Below are 20,967 nucleotides of genomic sequence, written 5' to 3'. Positions count from 1 at the left end.
GGAGTCTATCCCCCAGCCGACTCTTTTCTGATGTCCATCGAACGCACCCGCAATTTCTCCATCATTGCTCACATTGACCACGGAAAGACCACTCTTTCCGACCGTCTGCTGGAGGCTACCCAGACCATCACGCAGCGGCAGCAACAGGACCAGCTTTTGGACAGCATGGACCTGGAGCGTGAACGTGGTATCACCATCAAGGCGCATCCCGTGTGCATGAATTACAAGGCCAAAGACGGCCAAGTCTATAAGCTCAACCTGCTGGACACCCCGGGGCACGTGGACTTCAGCTATGAAGTCAGCCGTTCCCTCGCTGCTTGTGAAGGTGCCCTCTTGCTAGTGGATGCCAGCCAGGGCGTGGAAGCCCAGACCGTGGCGAACTTGAATCTCGCTCTCCAGCAAAATCTCCACGTCATCCCGGTCATCAATAAAATTGACCTGCCGAATGCCGACGTGGACAAGGTGAAGAAGCAACTTGAGGAAATCCTTCAGCTCCCTGCTGATGAAGCCGTTTCCGCCAGTGCCAAGATGGGCATCGGTATCACAGACATTTTAGAAGCCATTGTCGCATTCGTTCCGCCACCGAAGGAACCCGGAGATGGCTACCTGCGCGCTTCGGTCTTTGATTCTGTTTTCGATCCCTATCGCGGTGTTATCAGTTACGTTCGCGTGATGTCGGGCTCCATTGTGCGTGGTCAAAAGGTGCGCCTCATGGCTTCTGGCAATGATTCTGAAATCAAGGAAGTGGGCACCTTCCGGCCCAAGATGGTGGCCTGCGATAAGCTGGAAGCTGGCGACGTGGGATACATCATCGCTAACGTAAAAACGACGGCCGATGTGAAGATCGGCGATACGCTGACAGAGTCGCGCAAGCCTGCGCCCGAGCCGCTGCCGGGTTTCAAGGAGATTCACCCCCTAGTCTTCAGCGGCATTTATCCCATCAGCACGGATGACTTTGAGGCGCTGAAGCTGGCCGTGGGCAAGCTGCAGATCAATGACGCCGCCTTTACCTTCATGGCGGAAAGTTCTGCCGCGCTGGGCTTCGGTTTCCGCTGTGGTTTCCTCGGACTCCTGCACATGGAAATCGTTCAGGAGCGTCTGCGTCGTGAGTTCAACATGGACGTGATTTCGACATACCCGTCTGTTATTTACGAACTCCGCAAAACGGATGGCACGGAGATCCTGGTGGATAACCCGAGCTTCCTACCCCCAGCCAACGAGATTGATGAAATTCGCGAGCCAATCGTGAAAGTTTTCGTGATGATCCCGAATGAATACATCGGCGACATCATGCAACTGGTCATGGACAAGCGCGGGCAGGTGAATAACACCGAGACCCTGGATGACCGCCGCGTGCTGCTGCACACCGTGATCCCGCTCAATGAGATCCTAGTGGACTTCAATGACAAGCTCAAGTCCCTGACCCGTGGTTACGGCAGCATGGACTACGAGCACGCTGGCTATAAAGCAGATGACCTTGTGAAGATGGACATGCTCATCGCAGGCGAGCCCGTGGATGCTTTCTCCTGCATCGTGCACCGAGGCAAGGCTGAGGCCCGCGGCCGCCAGCTTGCGGCCAAGCTTAAAGAAGTCATTCCCCAGCAGCTTTTCGTTGTCGCCATCCAGGCTGCCATCGGTGGCAAAGTGATCGCCCGTGAATCCATCAGCGCCCTGCGTAAAGATGTGACCGCCAAGTGCTATGGCGGTGACATTTCCCGTAAGCGCAAGCTTCTGGAAAAACAGAAGGAAGGTAAAAAGCGCATGAAGTCCATTGGTCGCGTGAACATCCCGCAAGAGGCGTTCATCGAGGTACTGAAGACAAACTGATTCCCCTTAACACAGAGCCGAGATGCGCGAAGCATCTCGGCTTTTTTGTCACTTCGCCGGGAAGATTCGGACTTGGCCGACATCCAATGTGGGAGACGTCAGGTTAAGTTTCAGGCTCTCTTCGGAGAGGCTTAGGATCGTCCCCACACCTTGCCCAAGTCTCGGGACGAAGACGCCCTGGAAGGTGGCTTTGATAGGATAGCCGCGATATTTTCCAGAGACATAACTCCCACTGAACAAGGAAGTGGAGGGGCTGATGGTCATGACCACGCCAGTCGGTGCTCCTTGGCCTGTGATGGTCGCTCTGTGATTGGGCTGAACTTGCAGTGTTTTCGTCACAGGTCCTGGAAGGCCAGGGCTGCTCAATTCAAGGTGATGAACCGTGTCACCCAAATTCATCAACGTCTGGCCCGGTGCAGGCGCCACGTGACGGCTGCCGATCACCTGGAGGGACTGGAGGAGAAAACCTTCGCGATAGGTGGTGTTTTTGACATGTGGCTGTTTGGCCCATTCCAGATTTCCATCCACCTGAGCCTTGGCATAGGAGACCCACCCGGAAAAGAAACTGCGCTGCGCCTGAGGCATCAGGTAAATCGGAAGCCTCGCTGCTTCGGGATCTTCGGGGTGAATGATCAGAGGATGACTGCCAGTCACTTGGGTGCCATCTCCCAGACGGCCAGAATAGGTGACAGTCCCTGTCGCACTCGCCTTGAAAGATAGATATCCGAGACCTCCGGGTATTGTGACCTCATCTTCAAGCATCGTTTGTGATACTTCTGGCAGGAGTGCGGCGGGATAGAGGCCCTGGTGCTGCTTGGCAGCGGCTTTCGATAGGATTTGGCCGCCTTCTAAAACACCATCGGGTGTCGAGGGGTTTGATCCAGAAGTGACTCTCCCATCGGGATGGATGCGCACGAAGATGGGTCCACTTTTAGCGGATTTGTTAAAGTGGAGCTCCCCTTCCAGCGCACCGTCATCGTTATTGTAGCTTGGGCTGCCGATCACTGGAAAAGATTTGCCTGCAAGGACCATCGAACCTGTCAAACTGCCTTTGGCCGTGATGCTCAAAGTAAAACGACCTCCTAACCCCGAGGAATCCATCGAGAGCTTTTCTCGATCAATGAGTCCGGCAAAGTTACGGGTCTGTGGTTTCGGATGGATCCACCACTCGAGTTCCACGGCAGGTCCTGCGCCGCTCTCATTGTAGGCAGTGAATGTCACCCGATATGGGGTTGCCCGATCCGGATGTGAAGGATCAGAGGTAATAGCTAATTCAGGCCGTCCGAAAACCCTCCCACTCCAGGGATCCAAAATGATACCGGAGGGTAAACCTGAAGCGCTAAAGAAGGTCGAGGCTGAAGACGTGCGAAGTTGGAAGCTGGTGTAATCCCCCACCCGCACGTGCGGGAGTTTGTCAGTTAGAATCCGGGGTGGTAGTAGAACCGATAGGTTTGCATCCATGCCTCGCACACTGGCGGAAGGACTGCCTCCGAAATTGCGAATGGAGACATTGCAGGTGTAGTGCCCCTCCGAAGACAGCCCGACGGGATGGAGGACTAAACTAGAGCCATTTGCGGACACAGGGCCTGAAGTTGTCTGGATTAACTCACCATTGCGCCTCCATTCATAAATCAGCCGTGAGCCAGCAGCCGTGCAGACAAGCTCAACCCGCCCACCTAAAGCGATCGTGCGATTGATCGTATCATGCCTAACCACTGCGATGTTGGCCTCCTTTGAAAAAACCCTCCGACCGTTGATGAGAACAGCGGCCACTTGGTAGAGGCCAGCATTGGCCAGCGTGGCCGATGTAATTTGGTGATTGTGCGTTCTCGAATTGGGAATCGGTGTGCCATTCAACGTCCATTCATAGTGGCTCACTCCTGTTCCTTCATAGATGGAGGTGAGCGTGACAAACTGGCGCTCAGTCATCACCTGAGTGCTAGGATGCAGTGAAAAATTCCCAGGTAGGATCTGCTGAAATCCAGTGACTGAGGCTGAGAGCGAAGCCATGTGTGGCCCTGCCTGCAGGTCCAAAATACCTGAGAAGGTTTCGCCTGATGTGGGAGCTGCCTTAACGGTTAAGACAGACGATTCTCTGGCAGGGATAAGCAAGGGGAGAGGAGTTTCGAGGGTGAAAACACTGGAACTCGACGTCATCCGCGTGATCGTTAAATCTTCGTCACTGATGTTGGTGACACTGAAGGAACGGGTTTGACTGCTTCCGACAGAAACCGTGTGGAAGTTAAGCTCAGAGGGCGATACCTGAAGCGGTGAGACACCGAAGGCGCTGATCTTGATGTTATCGATGCCGACGATGTCAGCGCCCGAGAGACTGAAACGGAATTGCCTCAAATCGAGGTCTGGCAGACGATTCATGACCCATTCGGCGACTTTGGTCCCGTTAATGACAATCTGGGCGCGTCTGTTGGCCAGATCAAAATCCATGGTGCAGTGGGTGATGGCGCGGGGGCTGTAGCTTGAGTTTGAATTGCTGCCAGAGAAAACGTTATTAGTCGTCCCGCTATAGAATGTCACCCCGCCGTTGGCGTTGAAGTCGGTCCTTAGCAGCCCATGACTATGATCCATGAAGACTGCCAGTGAACTGGAGCCGAGCTGAGTCATGTCAAATTCCATGACATAACGCTCGGCTTTTCTGGACAAGATCATGCCAAACTGGTCATAAACAGCTTCACCTCCGCCCAGTTCCAAAGGTCTGTCGGTCAAGGGGCCGATCTGACTTCTCACATACTGAGTTCCAAAAACGGAGGTGCTGGGGGATCGTTGGCCACCGATGGCCGATGGCTGATCTAGGCGGTGAGGTAGGTCGTTCCAGTTGATGTCATACACCAAAGGTGGGGTCAAAGGCGCTGGTTCAGGCGTTTCGATGCCCTGAGGCGTAACAACAAGGTTGTCTAAATAATAGATCGTTCCTGGCACGCTCAGCTCAACAATCTCGGCAAAGCTGGCTGGAAAGACAAAGGTTTCGAAGTCTGCCACAGGACCGGTGCCGTCATTTTGCCCGTCCAGGGTGAAGCTAACGGTGATCGTGCTGTTGTCTGCCTTTCTCCCTACGAAAGTCACGGGGCGGCTTCCGCTATACTCGGCCAGATCCACCTGATGCGGGGTGAATGGCAGTCCGTCTTTATGGACAATTTTTAGATTCTCAGCGCCAGAGATGAAGCGTGCGTAATTGCCCCCGTTGATCGGAGAAAAATTATAAAGGGGCCCTTGCACAAAAACGCCATCCTCTGGCGTCGAGAGGTGGAATCCCTGTTCGATCAGGCCTGGCCGAAAGTTAGAGGACGTCCCAGCAATCGCCAAATGTGGAAGATCAAAGCCAATGACTCGGCGGACAGGTTCGCTGGCTTCTGCATGGGCGCAAAAAAGCCCAATGGCCAGGGCGAACAAAAAGGTTGGAAAACGCATCAGGCAGATGACTAACCCAATTGAGGAATCATATCAACCTTCACAGGGATGCAATCTGCCTGATACCTGCTAAAGAGACATCTTATTTTCTCTTCGCTGCGAGTTCGCGATCACGCTTCATTTTTTCGTAACCGGCCTGGATGAAACTGAAGTCCCGACAATGGGCACGGCAGTCGTCGATGGTGATGAAATCATAGGACAGCAGGTGCACAAGGCTGTCGTCAATGGTGTGCATGCCGTCACGTCCGCCGATCTGGATCAAACTCGGGAGTTGTTGCAGGCGCTGGTCACGGATGCAACTTGAGATGGCGTTGTTCATCATCATCACCTCAGTGGCCATGACGCGGCCTTCACCATCGGGCCGGCGGATCAAATGCTGGCTGATGACCCCGCGCAGGCAGTGGCTGAGCTGGGCGGCCACGTAGTCCTGCTGCTCTTTGGGATAACTGTCGAGGATACGCGTGATGGTGCTGGGCACATCCATGGTGTGCAGCGTGCTGATGACCAGGTGTCCCGTCTCAGCGGCGGTGAGTGCCGTGCGCATGGTTTCTAGATCTCGCAACTCGCTGACGGTAATGACGTTTACATCCTGGCGGAGAGCGCTTTTCATGGCGCGGGCAAATTCGTGGGTATCAAACCCGACTTGACGCTGGCGGATGAGGCTGGAGCCGTGCTGGAAGACAAATTCGATGGGGTCTTCGATGGTGACAATGTTGCAGGAACGCTCGCGGGCGATGGTCTGCGTCATGCTGCACAGCGTGGTGGTTTTACCACTGTTGCTGACTCCGGTGATGAGGATGAGGCCATCTTTAAACTGGCACATGCCTTGCACATTCGGGCCGTGGCCTAACTGCGAGAGTTCAGGGATGCTGTCCGGGATGTAGCGGAAGTTTCCTTCAATGCGCCCCATGGCAAAACAGGCGTTGCCACGGAATCGTCCCAGGTTTTCCACCTCAATGGCAAAGTCCAATTCCCACTCCTCTTCCAGCTTGGCACGTTGGTTGTCTTTCAAACCGCCGAGGACGAGTTCGCGGACATCCAGCGCGTCAAAGAGCTCGTCCGTCACCGGAGTCATGCGACCATGGAGACGCATGGTGGGTGGTGCTCCCGGGGAAAGGTGGAGGTCTGAAGCTCCGGCCTGCATGGCCATGGAAAGGTATTCAATGAGGTCGTACTGGCGCATGGGAAAAGGGGGATGGGGAAAGGAGTGACTGAAGGAGCAAGTGTGGGGGGGGCTTTAGCTGATGCCGCGTGCCGCGCGTTTGAATTCGGTCTCGTTGCCGCTTGCGGTGATGGCTTCAGCTTCGGTGATGATGCCGGCCTCGTAGGCGCGAACGATATTGGTCAGGAAGGTCATGCAGTTCGGGTCACTGCCGCGCTGCATGTAGTTGCGTACTTGGTCCGTTTCTTTTTTGGAGATCCACTGCTTCACTGCACCGCCGTTTTCCAAGTGCTCGACCAGCAGGTGCAGGCCGCCATCGGTGCGAGGAATGAGTTTTTGACACACGGCACCGATCAATTGCTGTGACAGGAGGTGCAGGCCCAGGCCCGCTTGCTCGGGCGGGAAAAGGTGCGCCATACGGTCCACGGCATCCACCACGCTGTCGCTGTGGACGGAGGCGAGGACGAGGTGCCCGGTTTCGCTGGCTTGCAGAGTGGTGAGGGCCGTTTCCAGGTCACGAATTTCCCCCACCATGATGACATCGGGCGCCTGACGCATGGCCCCGCGCACGCCGCGTGCATAGCTGGCGGTATCGCGCCCCACTTCACGCTGGGTGAACATGCAGCCCTTGTTCGGGTAAATGAATTCCACAGGATCCTCAATGGTGACGATGTGGCGGGCCAGGGTATCATTCATCCAGCCGAGCAGACCGGCCATGGTGGTGCTTTTTCCCATGCCCGTGGGACCCGTGATGAGGATGAGGCCACGGGTTTTCATGGCCCATTTCGTCAGCAGCCAATCGGGCACGCCCAGATTCCCCAGCACCGGCAGGTCCGTGCGGATACGGCGCATGACCACGCCCAGGCGACCGAGGGCTTTGTGCATGTTCACCCGGTAACGGGTCCTGTTGGTTGAAACGAGGCCAGAGTCCTTGTCCGTCTCGCCTTCAGGGTTCACCCCACAGGCCTGCCAAAGGCCTACCATTTGGGTGAGTTGCATGGGCTCATCTCCGAAGAGCATGATTTGCTCATTGATCTTCATGCGGGGGATTTCTCCCTCCATCAAAAAGACGTCGCTGGCTTGATGGTCATCAGCGGATTGAAGGATGTCGTCTAGGGAGAGTGGCATGGTCGCCTTGCATAAAATGCGGTGTCCCTCGGTTTGTCGAGATGATGTTTAGGAAATGATCGTCAATCATCGAACCTCATTGGAGGGCATTCGGGGTTCAGGTTGAACCTGCAAGTAAAGCAGCTAAAAAAGACGGATGCCTTTTCCACCTACGCGGTTTTTGATGTCTCTTCGTCGGGGAAGTCCAGCTCTATACATGACGCTGCTGGTTTCGTGCGGGCTTTTACCCCCGCTTGGCAGTGGGCGTTTGAAAAAGGATGTCCACGCCATGCATGCCATGGCTCCGGAAAACTGGGCCGCGCTTCCGGCCCTGCCTACGCAGGCCTCCACCGGGTGGCTGGGGGATTTTAACAGCGCGCAACTCGGCGCACTGGTGGAGCAGGCCATCATTGCCAATCCCGATCTAAAGGCTGCCGCCGCCCGGGTGAAGCAGGCGAATGCCCAGACCGTGCAGGCTGGCGCGGCAATGTTTCCAACAGTGACCGCAGGCTACAATGCCAGCCGTTCTCAGAGCCCGGGAGATCAGCGTTTCCCTGGATTGACGCCCATCAACAACCGTTTCCGGCTGCCCTTCAACGTGTCCTGGGAAATCGATTTCTGGGGGCGAATTGCCGATGAGCGTGGTGCGGCAAAGGCGAGTCGCCTAGCAGAGGAGGAAAATTTCCACGCGGCACGACTTTCCCTGGCTGCCAATACAGTACGCACGGCCACCACTTTGGCAGAGGCGAAAGCTCTGCTTCATCTGGCCGAACAAAATGTGCGTACCCGCCGTGTGCAGTTGGGGATTTTAGAAAAGCAGCTTGATCGAGGTCTTGATCCTGACCGGGCGGCATTGGATGTCAGCCTAGCACGCGCGGATCTGGCTCGTACGGAGTCCACCCTCCAGCAGCGGCGCGCCACGGTGGATGAAACCCGCCGTGCTCTGGAAGTATTGTTAGGTGGCTATCCGGCAGGGAAGGAAGCCGGGCTGAACTCTCTGCCCACCGTTCAGCGCCGCATTCCAGCGGGGCTGCCTTCTGATTTGCTTCTGCGGCGGCCCGACTTGCGCGCAGCCGAGCGCCAGCTAGAGGCTGCTCTACGCCGTGAAAGTGCCGCGAAAAAAGCTTTCTTGCCGAGCATTCGTTTAACGGGGGAGAGTGGGCGCACCTCGCAGGACATGGATAATCTTTTAGCTCCAGATTCTGCCATTTGGTCCATTGCAGCGAATGGTGTGCAGACCTTGTTCCAAGGGGGACGTCTGGTGGCGGGAGTGAAACTGGAACGCGCCCGTTATGAGGAGCTACTCATGACGTACAAAGCGAGCGCTCTGACGGCCTTCCAAGAAGTGGAGACGGCATTGGCGGCAGATCGTTTCTTGGAAGAGCAGGCTGCGGCTCTTAGCCGTGCCGCGAATGAAGCTGGGCGGTCTGAGACGCTGGCGCTGGGACAGTATGAAAAGGGCCTGACGGATGTGCTGACACTGCTGGATGCCAGTCAGCGTGCTTTTGATGCCCGCAGTGCGCTCATCAGCGTGCAGGCACAGCGGTTGCGGAATCGAGCCGATCTGCATTTGGCTCTCGGGGGCGAATTTTAAAGGGGATTGTTCATGGTTCGTTTGTGCTTCTTTATTTTCATCTCAGGCGTGCTGTGTTCCTGCGGCACTCACACAAAGAAGAATATCAGCAAGACCATCGTCGAGTCACGTTCGCCTGCCGTTGGGGCTTTTTCGCAGGCCTCTTTCCCCCGCTATCAGGAGACTGAGTTCCTAAGTTTTGCTGAATTAAAACAGTTGGTAAAAAATCCCCTGCCAGGAGGTGCGCTGGAGGCCAAAGTGCAGCGCTTGCTGAATCGCCCCATCATTTCCAATGAGGCCTACTACAGAGGGATGAGACCTACCCGGGCGCAAAATGCCACGTTGGGGGACAGCCTGCGGGTAGCGACCTGGAACGTGGAAAAATCTCTGCGCATGAAAGAGGTGGCGGCCATTCTGAAGTCCCAGACAGGTTTGGAAGATTACTTGGATCCCAAAGCTTCTCCCAAAGGCAGTGCAGCTTATGTGGAACTTCTGCGTGAGCGTGAGCGCCTAGCCACCGCCGACGTCATTGTTCTTCAAGAAATGGATATCGGCATTAGCCGCTCTGGGTATCGCGATGCTGCTCGGGACTTGGCACTGGCCTTGGGCATGAACTACGCCTACGCCCCCCAGCAGTTGGAGATTGACCCCGTGTTGCTAGGGCTAGAAAGTGTGTCTGATGGGCGTGGTGGAGATGTGCGGCACCAGCCAGATGAGGCTCGCTACAAAGGTGTATTCGGTCTGGCCGTCCTTTCTCGTTACCCGATTAAAAGTGCGCAGAGTTTCCAGCTCAAAGCTCAGCCTTATGATTGGCATGCGGGGGAGAAAGCGGGCACGGACTTAGCCGAAGGCGCGCGCCGTCTCGCCACCGAGATCGTGTTTGAGAATCAAATCGTCCGTGAGATGAAGGTCGGTGGGCGCATCTTCTTTCGGGTGGATCTGGACGTGCCTGGGCTGCCGGATAACACGCTGAGCGTGGTGAATAATCACCTGGAAATCAAAGCTCGCCCGAAAGATCGCGAAGCTCAAATGGTCGAGATTCTTTCTTACATTCAGCCCATTCGTCACACCGTGATCATGGCCGGAGATCACAACTCTGCTCAGTCTGATCTGAGTCCGACTTCCGTTACCCGCATCTTTTCCCGCACGACTTCGAATCCGCAAACTTGGTTAGGTGTGAGTATGGATCTGCTCATGGCAGCTCCAGCCGCTGTGAATTCTGGACGTGTCCTGCTCAACACGGCCAAGAATTTTCACAGTCCCATGGCTCTCCACATACCTGTGGTACTGCCTAACAAAACGCGTGGTCTTTTCGCGCGGATTGAGGAATTCCGTTTTGCGGATGGTGGAGCCTTCGATTTCCGGGGGGACAAAGAGCGTTCCATCAATCGTTCTGGTGCAAAACTGGCGAACTCCAACGAGAAGGCCATCAAGGGCCAAACGCCAACTTTCAGTGTCAAACGTCCTATCGGGCCCATTGGTCGGTCACGGCTGGATTGGATCTTTGTCAAAGCGCCAGCCGCAGCTCAGTCGGGAGAGGAAAGTTATCGTCTAGCTCCCCATTTTGGGGAAACATTGACCGGGTTGCTCGAAGGATTGACCGTAAGATTATCCGACCACAATCCCTGTGTGGTGGACCTTCCTTTGCAGGAGCCTCCGGGAATCTAATCTTGCTTGGATCAGCGAGCGAGGACACCCGCCTGACCGATCTCCCATGACTTGCCTGCGGCACGCACGGCGACAGCAGTGGCCTTGGCAGGCCAGTCGAGTTCGTGCTGGTCCTTAAAGGTGACCTCCACGGTGCGCCATTTTCCCTCAATTTGGGCCTGGATCACCCACCAGCGGCTATAGTTCTCCCAGCGGGCATCGCTGAAGCCCCAGCGGAGGCGTTTTCCTTCGGCCTGTTTTTCAAGGAGTGGCGCAGGCAGGGCCACATTGCTGAGCCAGGGGCTTGCGGGTGGCAGCGCATGGACATTGTAGGCGCGCTCTTTGGCCATGCTGCCGATCTTCCCCAGATTTTTATCCAAAGCTCCAAAGTTCCAGTGAAAATGCCCAGGCGTCATGCGCAGTCCACGTTCTCTTAGCACGCTGATCTGTTTGAGGATCTCGCCAGCATTACGGTCATCACCGATTTTGCTGGAATTCATGCCGGGCCAGATGTGGCGGCCTAACGTATTTTCACTCAACCACCAATCGTAGAAGGTGGCAAAGCCCAGTTTGGGCCGATCAATCGTCCAGTAAAGCTGCGGGGTGAGGTAGTCTAGCCAGCCCTGTTGCAGCCATTTGCGGCTATCCGCCCCTAGGTCTTCATAGGGGTCCAGCCCGCCGCCCGTGCCTTCGGGATAGTTAGGCCGCCACAGGCCAAACGGGCTGATGCCAAACTTGACGGTGCGTTTGATGGCCTTGATACCCACATAGGTATTGTGGACGACTTCATCCACATTTTGTCGGCGCCAGGCTGTGAGGCTGAGGGGGGCACCGCCCAGGGACTGCGCTTTGGCATAGGCCTCAGTATCATTGAAAGGTATCAAGGTTTTGTCCGCGCCCGTCTGGGGATAGGGGTAAAAGTAGTCATCCAGGTGGATGCCATCCACATCGTAGCGGCGGGTGACATCCAGCATGACCTCCACGGCGCGCTGCCGCACCTCGGGGATGCCTGGATTCATCCACCAGTCGCGGCCATACTTGACGGTCCATTCAGGATGCTGGCGGCGGATGTGGTCGGAGCTGGGGGTGTGTTTGTCCCCAGCCAGAGCACGGAAAGGATTGAACCACGCATGCAGTTCCATGCCTAGGCGGTGAGCTTCCTGGATGGCAAACTCGAGCGGGTCCCACTTAGGCGAAGGGGGGAGGCTCATCAGCCCACTGAGATAGGGTGACCAGGGTTCTAGCTGCGATTCATACAAGGCATCTCCGGCGGGTCGCACCTGAAAGATGAGGCAGTTGAGGCCATGGTCATGGGCGCTCTGGATGAGTCTCTGGAGCTGCTCCTTCTGTCGCGTCGCAGGCAGTCCCGGTTCACTGGGCCAGTTGATGTTATGGACGGTGGCGATCCAGCTCCCTCGCAGTTCTCGAGCGGGCAATGGCACGGCACTCTGAGACCAGGCCTGGAGGCTGCTGAGAAAAAGCGCGGCGAGAATGAGGAAAGGCATGGGAGTTAAATGAGGCAGGGAAAGCTGGAAAGAGGGTAAGTACCCACAGAGGCGACATTGGCGGGAGATACGCGGTTTCTTTACCCGTGGACAGACCCTGGCAGACGTATCATTTCACGTGCCGATTTCCACAGTCTGTTTTATAGATCCCTCGCATGTCGCCCCTCACCCTCCATCGCTTTTTGCTCTGCGTCCTGCCGACGCTCGGGATGCTGTTGTCGGGGTGCGAGGGGTTTAAAGTCCCAGCTTTGGACAAGCTCAAGTCTGCTAGCCCGCCTGAGGAAGAAAAGAAGGACCAGCCGACCTTGGTCAAAGGGGATGTCGCCGCAGGTACAGATACTTCTCCCATAGATTTGGGATTTCTGCTCACGATGAACTATGCCGAGGCCTCCAGTTTATCCGGCCAAAGCCTGGACCTCGGGCCGAACGGAAGAGTCGCGGCGGAGAAGATCGAAGTGGTGAAGATGGACAAGGAAGGCCGCCCGCGAAAAGTTCGCGCCAAGGGCAAGGTTTACCTCGAAACAGGGGAAGACGATTCCGCTAAAATTCTATGTCAAGAGGCCTACATCAATGGTGATGAAGCCGTGCTGCGTGGCAAGCCGATCCTGCAACGCGGTGGCACCATCATTGAGGGGTTGGCCGATGACACGGTGTTTTATTTCTTGGGCACTCGGCTACGGGTGATTGGCCTGCATCGCGTGACCAGTCCGGATTCCATGATGGCGGGCACGGCAGAGCTTGGCGCATGGACGGAAGGGCCAAATCCACTTCTCCCCGCACTTACGGAAGACTCGGTGCCCCAAAACATTCGCGAAGAGATGCTGAAAGCCGCTGAAGCGGAGGCTGTGCTCCAGCAGCACCGGACCGAGGCGCTCCAGCAGCCGGATGCACCGCCTGCACCCTGGGTGAAACCCGGGGCGTGAGATTAGGTTTTAAACACCGCCGAACCGCCGCTGCCTGCGGCCATATTCGCGGATGGCTTCCTTGAGATCTTCCTGACCGAAATCGGGCCAAAGTTTCTGCGTCACGAAAAACTCGGTGTAGCTGAGCTGCCAGAGCAGGAAGTTGGAAATACGCATCTCGCCACTGGTGCGGATCAGCAGATCTGGGTCTGGATAGTAGCGGGTGTAGAGATGTTTGCTGAAGACATCCCCATCAATCATGCCCTTGTCCAGGTGGCCGCGCTCGATGCTCTCGAGCAGGCTTTTCACGCCATCTATGATCTCTTCACGCCCGCCATAGCTCAGGGCGAGGATGAGGGTGAGGCCATTGTTTTGTGCGGTGGCCTCAATGGAGCGGTGGAGCTGGTCCTGGCAGGATTTTGGTAGATCATTCAGCCGCCCGATGGCCTGCAGGCGGATGTTTTGCTCTTTCATCTCCGCCGTTTTGGTTCGGAGAAATTGCTCAAGCAGCTTCATTAGCGCATCCACCTCACGTTTGGGTCGCTTCCAGTTTTCGGAAGAAAAGGCGTAGAGGGTGAGGTATTCCACGCCCAGCTCGCCGCAGCCCTCCGTCACCCGGCGCACGGTATCGGCACCAGCGCGGTGGCCTTCGGTGCGTGGCAGTCCACGGTCTTTCGCCCACCGCCCATTGCCATCCATGATGATGGCAATGTGACGTGGGACGGATTTGAGGTCGTCAGCTTGAGAGGCAGCAGGCATGGTGGGCCGTGGTTACGGCGTGTCGTAGGTAGGCAAACTAGCGGCATCGAACCGGGCTGCGCCGACTTCATCGGCAATTTCGTTCAGGGCATCCACTTCGGCTGTGCTGAACAGCAGGCCCCCGGCTTTGCTGGTGTGGGCGGCATTCTGGGCTTCAGGCTGGCCAGGCAGCATGCAGCCTTCATTGCCGTGACCGAGGATGTCATCAATGACAGCCTTCATGTTGCCTGCAAAGTCGCGCCCTTGAGCGAAGAGGCCGCTGCTGATGGCATCTGGATGGATGACCTGGAAATAGAAGCTGCTGGTGCGTTTTTCGCCCGCTGGGGTGGGTTGGCCCTTGATGTCAGGGTGCGCACCGCCACCGCGTAGAGTTGGCAGGGAACCCCCGATCATGGCGCCCATGACTTCAATGAGAAGGGAGAGGCCGTAGCCTTTGTGTGCACCGAAGGGCAGCAGCCACTGGGCAGCGTTGGCATCCGTGGTAGGGTTGCCTTCAGCATCCACTGCGGCTCCTGGAGGCAGGGGTTTGCCCTCGCGCTTGAGCTGCTGCACGCGGCCCATGGCCACGGTGCTGGTGGCCCAGTCGATCACGATGGGGAAGCCACAGGCATCTTGGGTAGGCAGGCCCCAGGAGTGGGGATTCGTGCCCAGGACCGGGAATTTACCGCCGAAGGGTACCACTTCACCCAGGGTGGAGGTGCAGTTCGTGTAGGCGATGTAGCCCTTCTTGGCGGCATCCATAACGTAACCACCACCCCAAAGATAATGAAAGGCATTGTCCACGCTCACCTGGCCGATGCCGTATTTATCCGCCATCTCCATGCAACGCTCCATGGCGCTGAAGGCCACGCTTTGGCCGAGCTTGAGCTGGGCGTCCCAAACCTCACTCGCGGCGAATTTCTTCTCGATCACTTTCACTTCAGCTCCAGGCTTGCAGCCACCGGTGGCGCTGCCAAAGAGGTGGTCCAGGTGCAGGGCTTTGATAGCGTTGTGCGTGCGAATGCCATGTGCCGAGGCCATTTCGCAAAAGCGGGCTGCATCCTCAGCCTCCGCAGCGGTGTAACCGCGATGCACGTAGGCGGCGCGGACGAGGTCATTGTGAGCGGCAGTGGGCAGGACGTGATACGTGGTGGGCATGGCGGTTGAACGGGTGCTTTAAAACTGGGCAGGGTGCCGTGCAAGTGGAGACGCGGAGAGAAGAAGGACGAAACCTGGGTGAAAAGTGACTGTGGCAGGGATTTCAGGCGTGAAATCAGGCTCCTGGCACAGATCCCCAGCCACCACCGCCGGGTGTCTCAATGCGAACCCGGTCTGCGGGCTGCGTGAGAAAACTGGTGCTAGCGGGCAATGTGCGCACCTCATTTCCTCGAATGAGCACCTGCTGCCCAGGACTCCCAGCGCCGCCACCTTCCAGGCCATAGGGAGCTGACAGACGATGCTGAGTGAGGAGCGAAAAGGTCAAAGGGGCGAGGCATTCAAACTCACGAATCACCCCATTACCTCCGGGCCACTGGCCCACCCCCCCAGAACCATGACGAATGGCAAACTGCCGCAGCCGTACGGGGTAACGTTGTTCGAGGATTTCGGGATCTGTGATCGCTGTATTGGTCATGTGGCTGTGCAGCGCATCTGACCCGGCATAACCGGGGCCTGCGCCGGTGCCGCCAGCGATCGTCTCGTAATAACCAAAGTGCTCGTTGCCAAACAAAAAGTTATTCATAGTTCCCTGGCTGCACGCCTGCAGTTTAAAGGCCAATAGCAGGGTATCTACCAGACGCTGGCTCACCTCCACATTTCCTCCCACCACGGCGGGGTCGCGGGTGGTATCTCCGGTGAAGGTAGGATTGAGAAGACTGCCCTCAGGGAGCAAAATCTCCACGGGTTGGAGTAGCCCTTCATTGAGCGGTAAATCTTCCTGCAAAAGCAATCGCAGGCAGTATAAAATAGCACTGCTAACGATGGCACGTGTGGCATTTAAATTTTGCGCATGCACGGGTGAAGTTCCGCTGAAATCCAGACGTAGGATTTCCATCGTTGGATTTGAAACCTCTACCTTGATGATGGACCCATCATCCAGGGTTTGCCTGGCCTGACAGGGCTGAATGGCAGGGATCTTTTGGCGCATCACGGAGGCGCTGTGGTCCAAGATGGCTTGAAGATGATGCGGTAAGTTTGAGCCCGTTTCTCCCGCTAACTCCAGGAACCGCTCCACGCCGTGAAGGTTGGCCGCGAGCTGCGCATGGAGATCCGCTAAATTATCGGCCAGATTGCGGGTCGGATACTGGCCCTGGGTGAGGGCGGTGGCTAACTGATCAAAACAGGACTCTCCTGCCCGCACTAGATATTGGGGGGAAATGACCACGCCTTCCTCTGCGAGGCAGGTGGCTGAGGCTGACATGGAACCTGGGGTGATGCCGCCGATTTCGGCATGATGAGCCCGGTTTGCCACATAGCCGCGCAGTGTCTCTGCTGAATCAAACACCGGAGTGATGAGGGTGACATCTGGCAGGTGGGAGCCGCCAAAGGCCGGGTGATTGGTGATCAGTGTATCTCCAGGGCGTAGGTCAAAACCTCGTGTCGCCTCCCTCACACACACGCCCAGTGCGCCGAGGTGCACGGGGATGTGCGGAGCGCTGGAAATGAGGTGGCCTTTTTCATTGAGGAGAGCGCATGAGAAATCTAACCGCTCGCGGATGTTTGTGGAGATGGAGGTACGGCAAAGCAAGGCTCCCATATCCGTCACGATGCTGTGAAGCCGATGCCGAAGAAGATCCCGCGAGAGGTTCTGGGGGCGTAGGGGCGCTGTGTCGAGCCTCGTGAGAATATGGGCGGTGCCAGGCACATGCTGTACTTCCCAGCCTTCATGCACTACCAGTGTGCTGAAGCTGTCCTGAATCAGGAGTGGCCCGGCGATTTTTCCAGTTGCCGTTTGTCGGGACGTGGATGGCCGGGTGTGATCTTGTGGCACTAGAGCAACAACGACCCTGAGGCTAACCAGCTCAATGACACGATGAGCTGGTGGTAGATAACCAAAAAGACGTTCGTAAGCACTGCGGTAGCTCTGGGGTAAGTCAGCCGCTTTTTCAAAGGTGACCTGGATGGGCGTATCCTGTCCGCGCAGCCGCAACTCCGCAAGGAGTGAGGTCGTCTGGATCTCCGGTGAGACATCCGTGAACGCATCAGGTGAGAGCACCCTCGTGGCCTCGGAGACCAGTTGCTGCACCCACTCATCCACCTGCTCTTGGCATTCACTGAGCGGCCGTAACACTTGTCTTTGGGCGATCTTCTCAGGCGCGGCTTGGTGCAGGCCCACAGCGCTCAAAATACCTGCGTGTTCAGGTGCCAAAATGGTGGAGATGCCCAGACGCTCCGCCACCGCACAGGCATGCTGGGGGCCGGCCCCACCAAAGGCTAGCAGTGCGTAGTCAGCAGGATCATAACCCTCCGCCACGGAAATGCGGCGGATGGCATCGGTCATGTGCTCAATGGCGAGATCGAGGCAAGCCCACAATAGATCTTTCGGCGTCTCATAATCTGAGGTTTGCTGAAAGAGCTCGTAAAGGCGTTGCCGTGCAGCGTTTTTATCTAGGGGAATGGGGGCGCGTGAAGGGTTGAAATGGCCTAACAAAAGATTGACATCTGTGATCGTGAGCGGGCCGCCGCGTCCATAGCAAGCAGGCCCTGGATACGAGCCCGCGCTTTCAGGGCCCACGGCGAGTCCATGCGGTGTCCAATGGCAAACGGACCCCCCACCCGCTGCCACGGTTTCGATAGCGACGCAGGGGGCTAGTAACTGCATGCCAGCCACGTTTTGCGTGAAACGATAACTGGGCCGCCCATCAATGCGGGCTACATCCGTGCTAGTGCCGCCCATATCTAAAGTCAAAACGCGGGGATAGCCCAGATGCGCCGCTGCATTCGCTGCACCGAGGGCCCCTCCTGCTGGGCCGCTCAGCAAAAGGTCTTTGGGTTTGATGGCGGTGGTGGATTCGAGGCCACCAGCGGAGTTTAAGATCCGTAGCGAAGCGGAGGTGGTGCCGCCCTGCAATGGCCTGGCAACACCCCGGATAAAAGACTCCACAGGGCCTGTCAGATAAGCATTCGCCACGGCACTTTGAGCCCGGGGTAAAATCTTCGTGAAGGGAGCGATCTGGCTGGAGAGGGAGATGTGGATGAATCCTACCTCTCGCAAAAGTTCACCGACACGAATTTCATGCTGCGGATGTGCATGACTGTGCAGCAGGGCCACAGCGGCATGATGGATGCCTTGTTGCACCAAGATCTTCGCTTGTTCGATGACTGTTTGTTCATCCAAAGATGCAAGCACTTCCCCATCGGCTGAGAGCCGCTCTTTCACTTCTACGGTTGCCTCAAAAAACAAAGGCCGAGGTTCATGATGGAGCGCAAAAAGATCCTGACGACGCTGGTCGCCGATGCGCAGCAGATCCCCAAAACCCTGGGTGATGAATAGCGCGGTGCGCGTGCCTTTGCGCTCCAGCAGTGCATTCGTGGCCCGCGTGGTGGCTAATCTTAATTCGAGCGGTGGGAAGGCCTGGCCTAACGGCGTGTGTGTTAAAAGCCGTGTCGCTAAGATGGGGGCTTCTTCCCCCGTGGTTAGATCCAGGAGGAAGAAAGGTTCCGGCAGGTCGGCCACTGCAGCTCCCACCGTCAGCAAGCTATGTCCCGTTTCACCAGTGCTGTCAGGCAACGGGTGATAGTGAAGGATGGAAAAGGCCGCTTTGAATGTCTCGTGAATGATTTCAGCCTGAAACCCCGTATAGAAACCATCCGGCATGGCGGGCAGGCCGCTGACTCGTAAGTGACCGTTTGCGAGGATGTCGAGGACACGAACGCGGAGAACTCCCGTAGAAAGCACTTTGCAGCGCGTTTCATAGCCCTGGGGATTTCGAGCAAAAGCATCCGTGAAGGTGCCTCCAGTGTCCGTTGCGATCCGCCACATATTGCAGGCTATTTCTCCACCGGGGGAAGGCTGATGTTATCCACCCAGCGGGCTTCCATCAAGGTGTCCACATAGGCAGTGACCTCGGCGGGTTTGTAGATGCCTTGCGCTCGGGCCAGCCAGTCTCTGGCAGCGGTGCCATCTTTTTTGCCAAAGGCGATGGCCGCTTGGCTATAATAGTAGGCAGGCGTGTCATCCATGAAAGTGAAGTGGTCTTTGAGGGTCTTGGCCGCTTCATCCAGTTTTTCAAGTTTCACTTCGCAGACGAGACGTTTGTAGAGCGTCAGGTGGCGGAGGTTTTGTTGCAGCTTGGGGAAGTCATCCAACAGCTTTTGCAGAGCCGCTGCGGCTGCGGCCCACTCATGTTTGACGAAGAGCAACTCAGCCTTGTTAAACTTCGGCGCGATGGCGTTGGGGGCTAGGTATTCAGCCTTATCCAGGAGAGGTTGGGCTTTGTCAAAGTCGCGTAGGGCAGGGGTGAGGTAGATGGCACCACGCATGTTGTACAGGTCTGAAAGCTCAGGTGCCAGAGCCTCGATTTCATCCAGCTTGAGCAGCGCCTCTGAGTAACGTTGGGCCTGCTGGAGCTGATAAGTCTCCTCCAGTTTTTTCCGAACTTCTTCGGTGGGCTTTTCCTGGGCATGGCCCACGGCAGCCATCACCAAGATGAAGTGGAAGACACGGCTCAGTTTCATGTGTCACTAGCATACGAGCTGACTTCAGTCAGGCAACCAAAAGGCAGGAGCAAATGGATGATTGAGGTCACTGCCCTGGCTCCATATACCAAGGATTGAGGGGTTTTTCGCAAAAGACGTGGAGTGAAACAAAAACCTTTCCCTTCTTTGCAAATTGATTGCAACCAATGGGTTCATGACACCGTAGCCTACGCTCTGTTTTCCCCCCGAGAAAACCATGAAAAACACCCTCCTTCTTACCACCTCCCTGTTATCGCTGTGGGCCTCACCGGTCCTCGCCGATGCTCTCTCAGATTCCTATCTGGCCATGTTCAAGCCCCTGCCTACGGAAGCCCCGGCGGCAGACAATGAATTGACGGAAGCGAAGATCAATCTAGGGCGCATGCTCTACTATGAGACCCGCATCTCCAAGAACGGCCAAATGTCCTGCAACACCTGCCACGTGCTGGACAAATACGGCCAGGATAACCTGCCGTTTTCACCCGGCCATGAAGGGAAACTAGGCGGGCGCAGCTCTCCTACGGTCTATAACGCCGCACTTCACATTGCCCAGTTCTGGGATGGTCGTGCGCCCACTGTGGAGGAGCAGGCCAAAGGACCTGTGTTAAATCCGGTGGAGATGGGCATGCCTAGCGCCGACTTTGTGGTGGATGTGCTGAAGTCCATTCCTGGATATGTGGAGGCTTTTAAATCCGCCTTTCCTGGCGAGGCAGATCCTATCAACTATAATAACTTTGGCAAGGCCGTGGGCGCCTTTGAGCGCAAGCTGGTCACGCCCTCTCGCTGGGATGATTACCTGAAAGGCCAAAAGACAGCCCTCACGGCTGAGGAGCAAAAGGGATATGAAACCTTCGCCAAAGCTGGATGCGCCACCTGCCATAACGGGCCTGCCATCGGCGGTGCCATGTATCACAAACTGGGTCTCGTCAAAGCCTGGCCTGAACTCAAAGACCTCGGTCGTTATGAGGCGACGAAGGTGGAAAGCGATAAGCATTTCTTCAAAGTCTCCAGCCTCCGCAATGTCAGTGAAACCGGGCCTTACCTCCATGATGGGTCGGTGAAAACACTGGATCAAATGGTGAGAATGATGGCGGAGCATCAGTTGGGCAAGACGCTCACAGATGCAGAAACCGATAGCATTGTGACGTTCCTGAAGTCGCTCACGGGCGAAATTCCGAAGGACTACATCATGCAGCCGAAGCTGCCTGAAAGTGGCCCCAAGACCCCGAAGGCGTGATTTAGAGCATTTTTAAATTATTTTGCAGCTTATTGATGAAGCGCAATGGGAGGAGTGCCCACGCTCCTCTCTCGTTGTCTTCAGCGACCAATCGGATTGGTTGTAGTATTATTTAATATCCTCTAGAGAAGATTTATCGGAGCAAAGAGATACCATCCATGTTATCC

13 protein-coding genes are annotated in these 20,967 nt (G+C 56.4%); 5 read left to right on the top strand and 8 right to left on the bottom strand.

Features of this window, described 5'->3' with window-relative positions:
* Window positions 1–30 precede the first annotated feature (30 nt).
* On the top strand, window positions 31–1,827 hold the full coding sequence (gene lepA, locus HNQ64_RS19140) for a translation elongation factor 4 (protein ID WP_184211692.1): 1,797 nt from the start codon (window positions 31–33) through the stop codon (window positions 1,825–1,827).
* Between the two features lie 48 nt (window positions 1,828–1,875).
* Here lepA and HNQ64_RS19135 read toward each other — a convergent pair whose 3' ends face one another.
* The 3 genes from HNQ64_RS19135 to HNQ64_RS19125 all read right to left on the bottom strand — a co-directional run bounded on the left by HNQ64_RS19135 (window position 1,876) and on the right by HNQ64_RS19125 (window position 7,543).
* Window positions 1,876–5,253: an immunoglobulin domain-containing protein gene (locus HNQ64_RS19135; protein ID WP_184211690.1), complete on the bottom strand. Its 3,378-nt coding sequence runs from the start codon at window positions 5,251–5,253 to the stop codon at window positions 1,876–1,878.
* 82 nt (window positions 5,254–5,335) lie between these two features.
* Entirely contained in the window at window positions 5,336–6,436 is a 1,101-nt protein-coding gene (locus HNQ64_RS19130; protein WP_184211688.1) for a type IV pilus twitching motility protein PilT, read from the bottom strand.
* A gap of 54 nt (window positions 6,437–6,490) precedes the next feature.
* Complete coding sequence (locus tag HNQ64_RS19125; protein WP_184211686.1) at window positions 6,491–7,543, bottom strand: type IV pilus twitching motility protein PilT; 1,053 nt, start codon at window positions 7,541–7,543, stop codon at window positions 6,491–6,493.
* A gap of 196 nt (window positions 7,544–7,739) precedes the next feature.
* Here HNQ64_RS19125 and HNQ64_RS19120 point away from each other — a divergent pair, with 196 nt between their 5' ends.
* Together HNQ64_RS19120 and HNQ64_RS19115 are read left to right on the top strand one after the other, a co-directional pair.
* The gene (locus HNQ64_RS19120; RefSeq protein ID WP_184211684.1) at window positions 7,740–9,116 is read left to right on the top strand and encodes an efflux transporter outer membrane subunit; all 1,377 of its coding nucleotides are present in this window, start codon (window positions 7,740–7,742) and stop codon (window positions 9,114–9,116) included.
* Between the two features lie 12 nt (window positions 9,117–9,128).
* Complete coding sequence (locus tag HNQ64_RS19115; protein WP_184211682.1) at window positions 9,129–10,763, top strand: endonuclease/exonuclease/phosphatase family protein; 1,635 nt, start codon at window positions 9,129–9,131, stop codon at window positions 10,761–10,763.
* Between the two features lie 11 nt (window positions 10,764–10,774).
* Here the strand turns inward: HNQ64_RS19115 and HNQ64_RS19110 are convergent, their stop codons facing one another.
* Window positions 10,775–12,247, bottom strand: coding sequence for a glycoside hydrolase family 10 protein (locus HNQ64_RS19110; RefSeq protein ID WP_184211680.1), 1,473 nt, complete (start codon window positions 12,245–12,247; stop codon window positions 10,775–10,777).
* A gap of 155 nt (window positions 12,248–12,402) precedes the next feature.
* Here HNQ64_RS19110 and HNQ64_RS19105 point away from each other — a divergent pair, with 155 nt between their 5' ends.
* The gene (locus HNQ64_RS19105; protein ID WP_184211678.1) at window positions 12,403–13,170 is read left to right on the top strand and encodes a hypothetical protein; all 768 of its coding nucleotides are present in this window, start codon (window positions 12,403–12,405) and stop codon (window positions 13,168–13,170) included.
* Between the two features lie 9 nt (window positions 13,171–13,179).
* Here HNQ64_RS19105 and HNQ64_RS19100 read toward each other — a convergent pair whose 3' ends face one another.
* The 4 genes from HNQ64_RS19100 to HNQ64_RS19085 form a co-directional block, all read right to left on the bottom strand.
* A complete protein-coding gene (locus HNQ64_RS19100; protein ID WP_184211676.1) occupies window positions 13,180–13,908 on the bottom strand; it encodes an isoprenyl transferase in 729 nt (242 codons plus the stop codon).
* A 12-nt stretch (window positions 13,909–13,920) separates the two neighbouring features.
* Entirely contained in the window at window positions 13,921–15,045 is a 1,125-nt protein-coding gene (locus HNQ64_RS19095) for an Ldh family oxidoreductase (protein ID WP_184211674.1), read from the bottom strand.
* Window positions 15,046–15,160: 115 nt separating this feature from the next.
* Window positions 15,161–18,868: a hydantoinase B/oxoprolinase family protein gene (locus HNQ64_RS19090; RefSeq protein WP_184211672.1), complete on the bottom strand. Its 3,708-nt coding sequence runs from the start codon at window positions 18,866–18,868 to the stop codon at window positions 15,161–15,163.
* Window positions 18,869–18,876: 8 nt separating this feature from the next.
* Window positions 18,877–19,563, bottom strand: coding sequence for a tetratricopeptide repeat protein (locus HNQ64_RS19085; protein ID WP_184211670.1), 687 nt, complete (start codon window positions 19,561–19,563; stop codon window positions 18,877–18,879).
* A 217-nt stretch (window positions 19,564–19,780) separates the two neighbouring features.
* Between HNQ64_RS19085 and HNQ64_RS19080 the strand changes: the two genes are divergently transcribed.
* Window positions 19,781–20,800, top strand: a complete 1,020-nt coding sequence (locus HNQ64_RS19080) for a cytochrome-c peroxidase (RefSeq protein WP_184211668.1) — start codon at window positions 19,781–19,783, stop codon at window positions 20,798–20,800.
* Window positions 20,801–20,967 lie beyond the last annotated feature (167 nt).

This window comes from Prosthecobacter dejongeii (assembly GCF_014203045.1).
Taxonomy (GTDB): Bacteria; Verrucomicrobiota; Verrucomicrobiia; order Verrucomicrobiales; family Verrucomicrobiaceae; genus Prosthecobacter; species Prosthecobacter dejongeii.
Note: the sequence above shows the minus strand (reverse complement) of the source record. Positions and strands in the feature narration are given on the sequence as shown.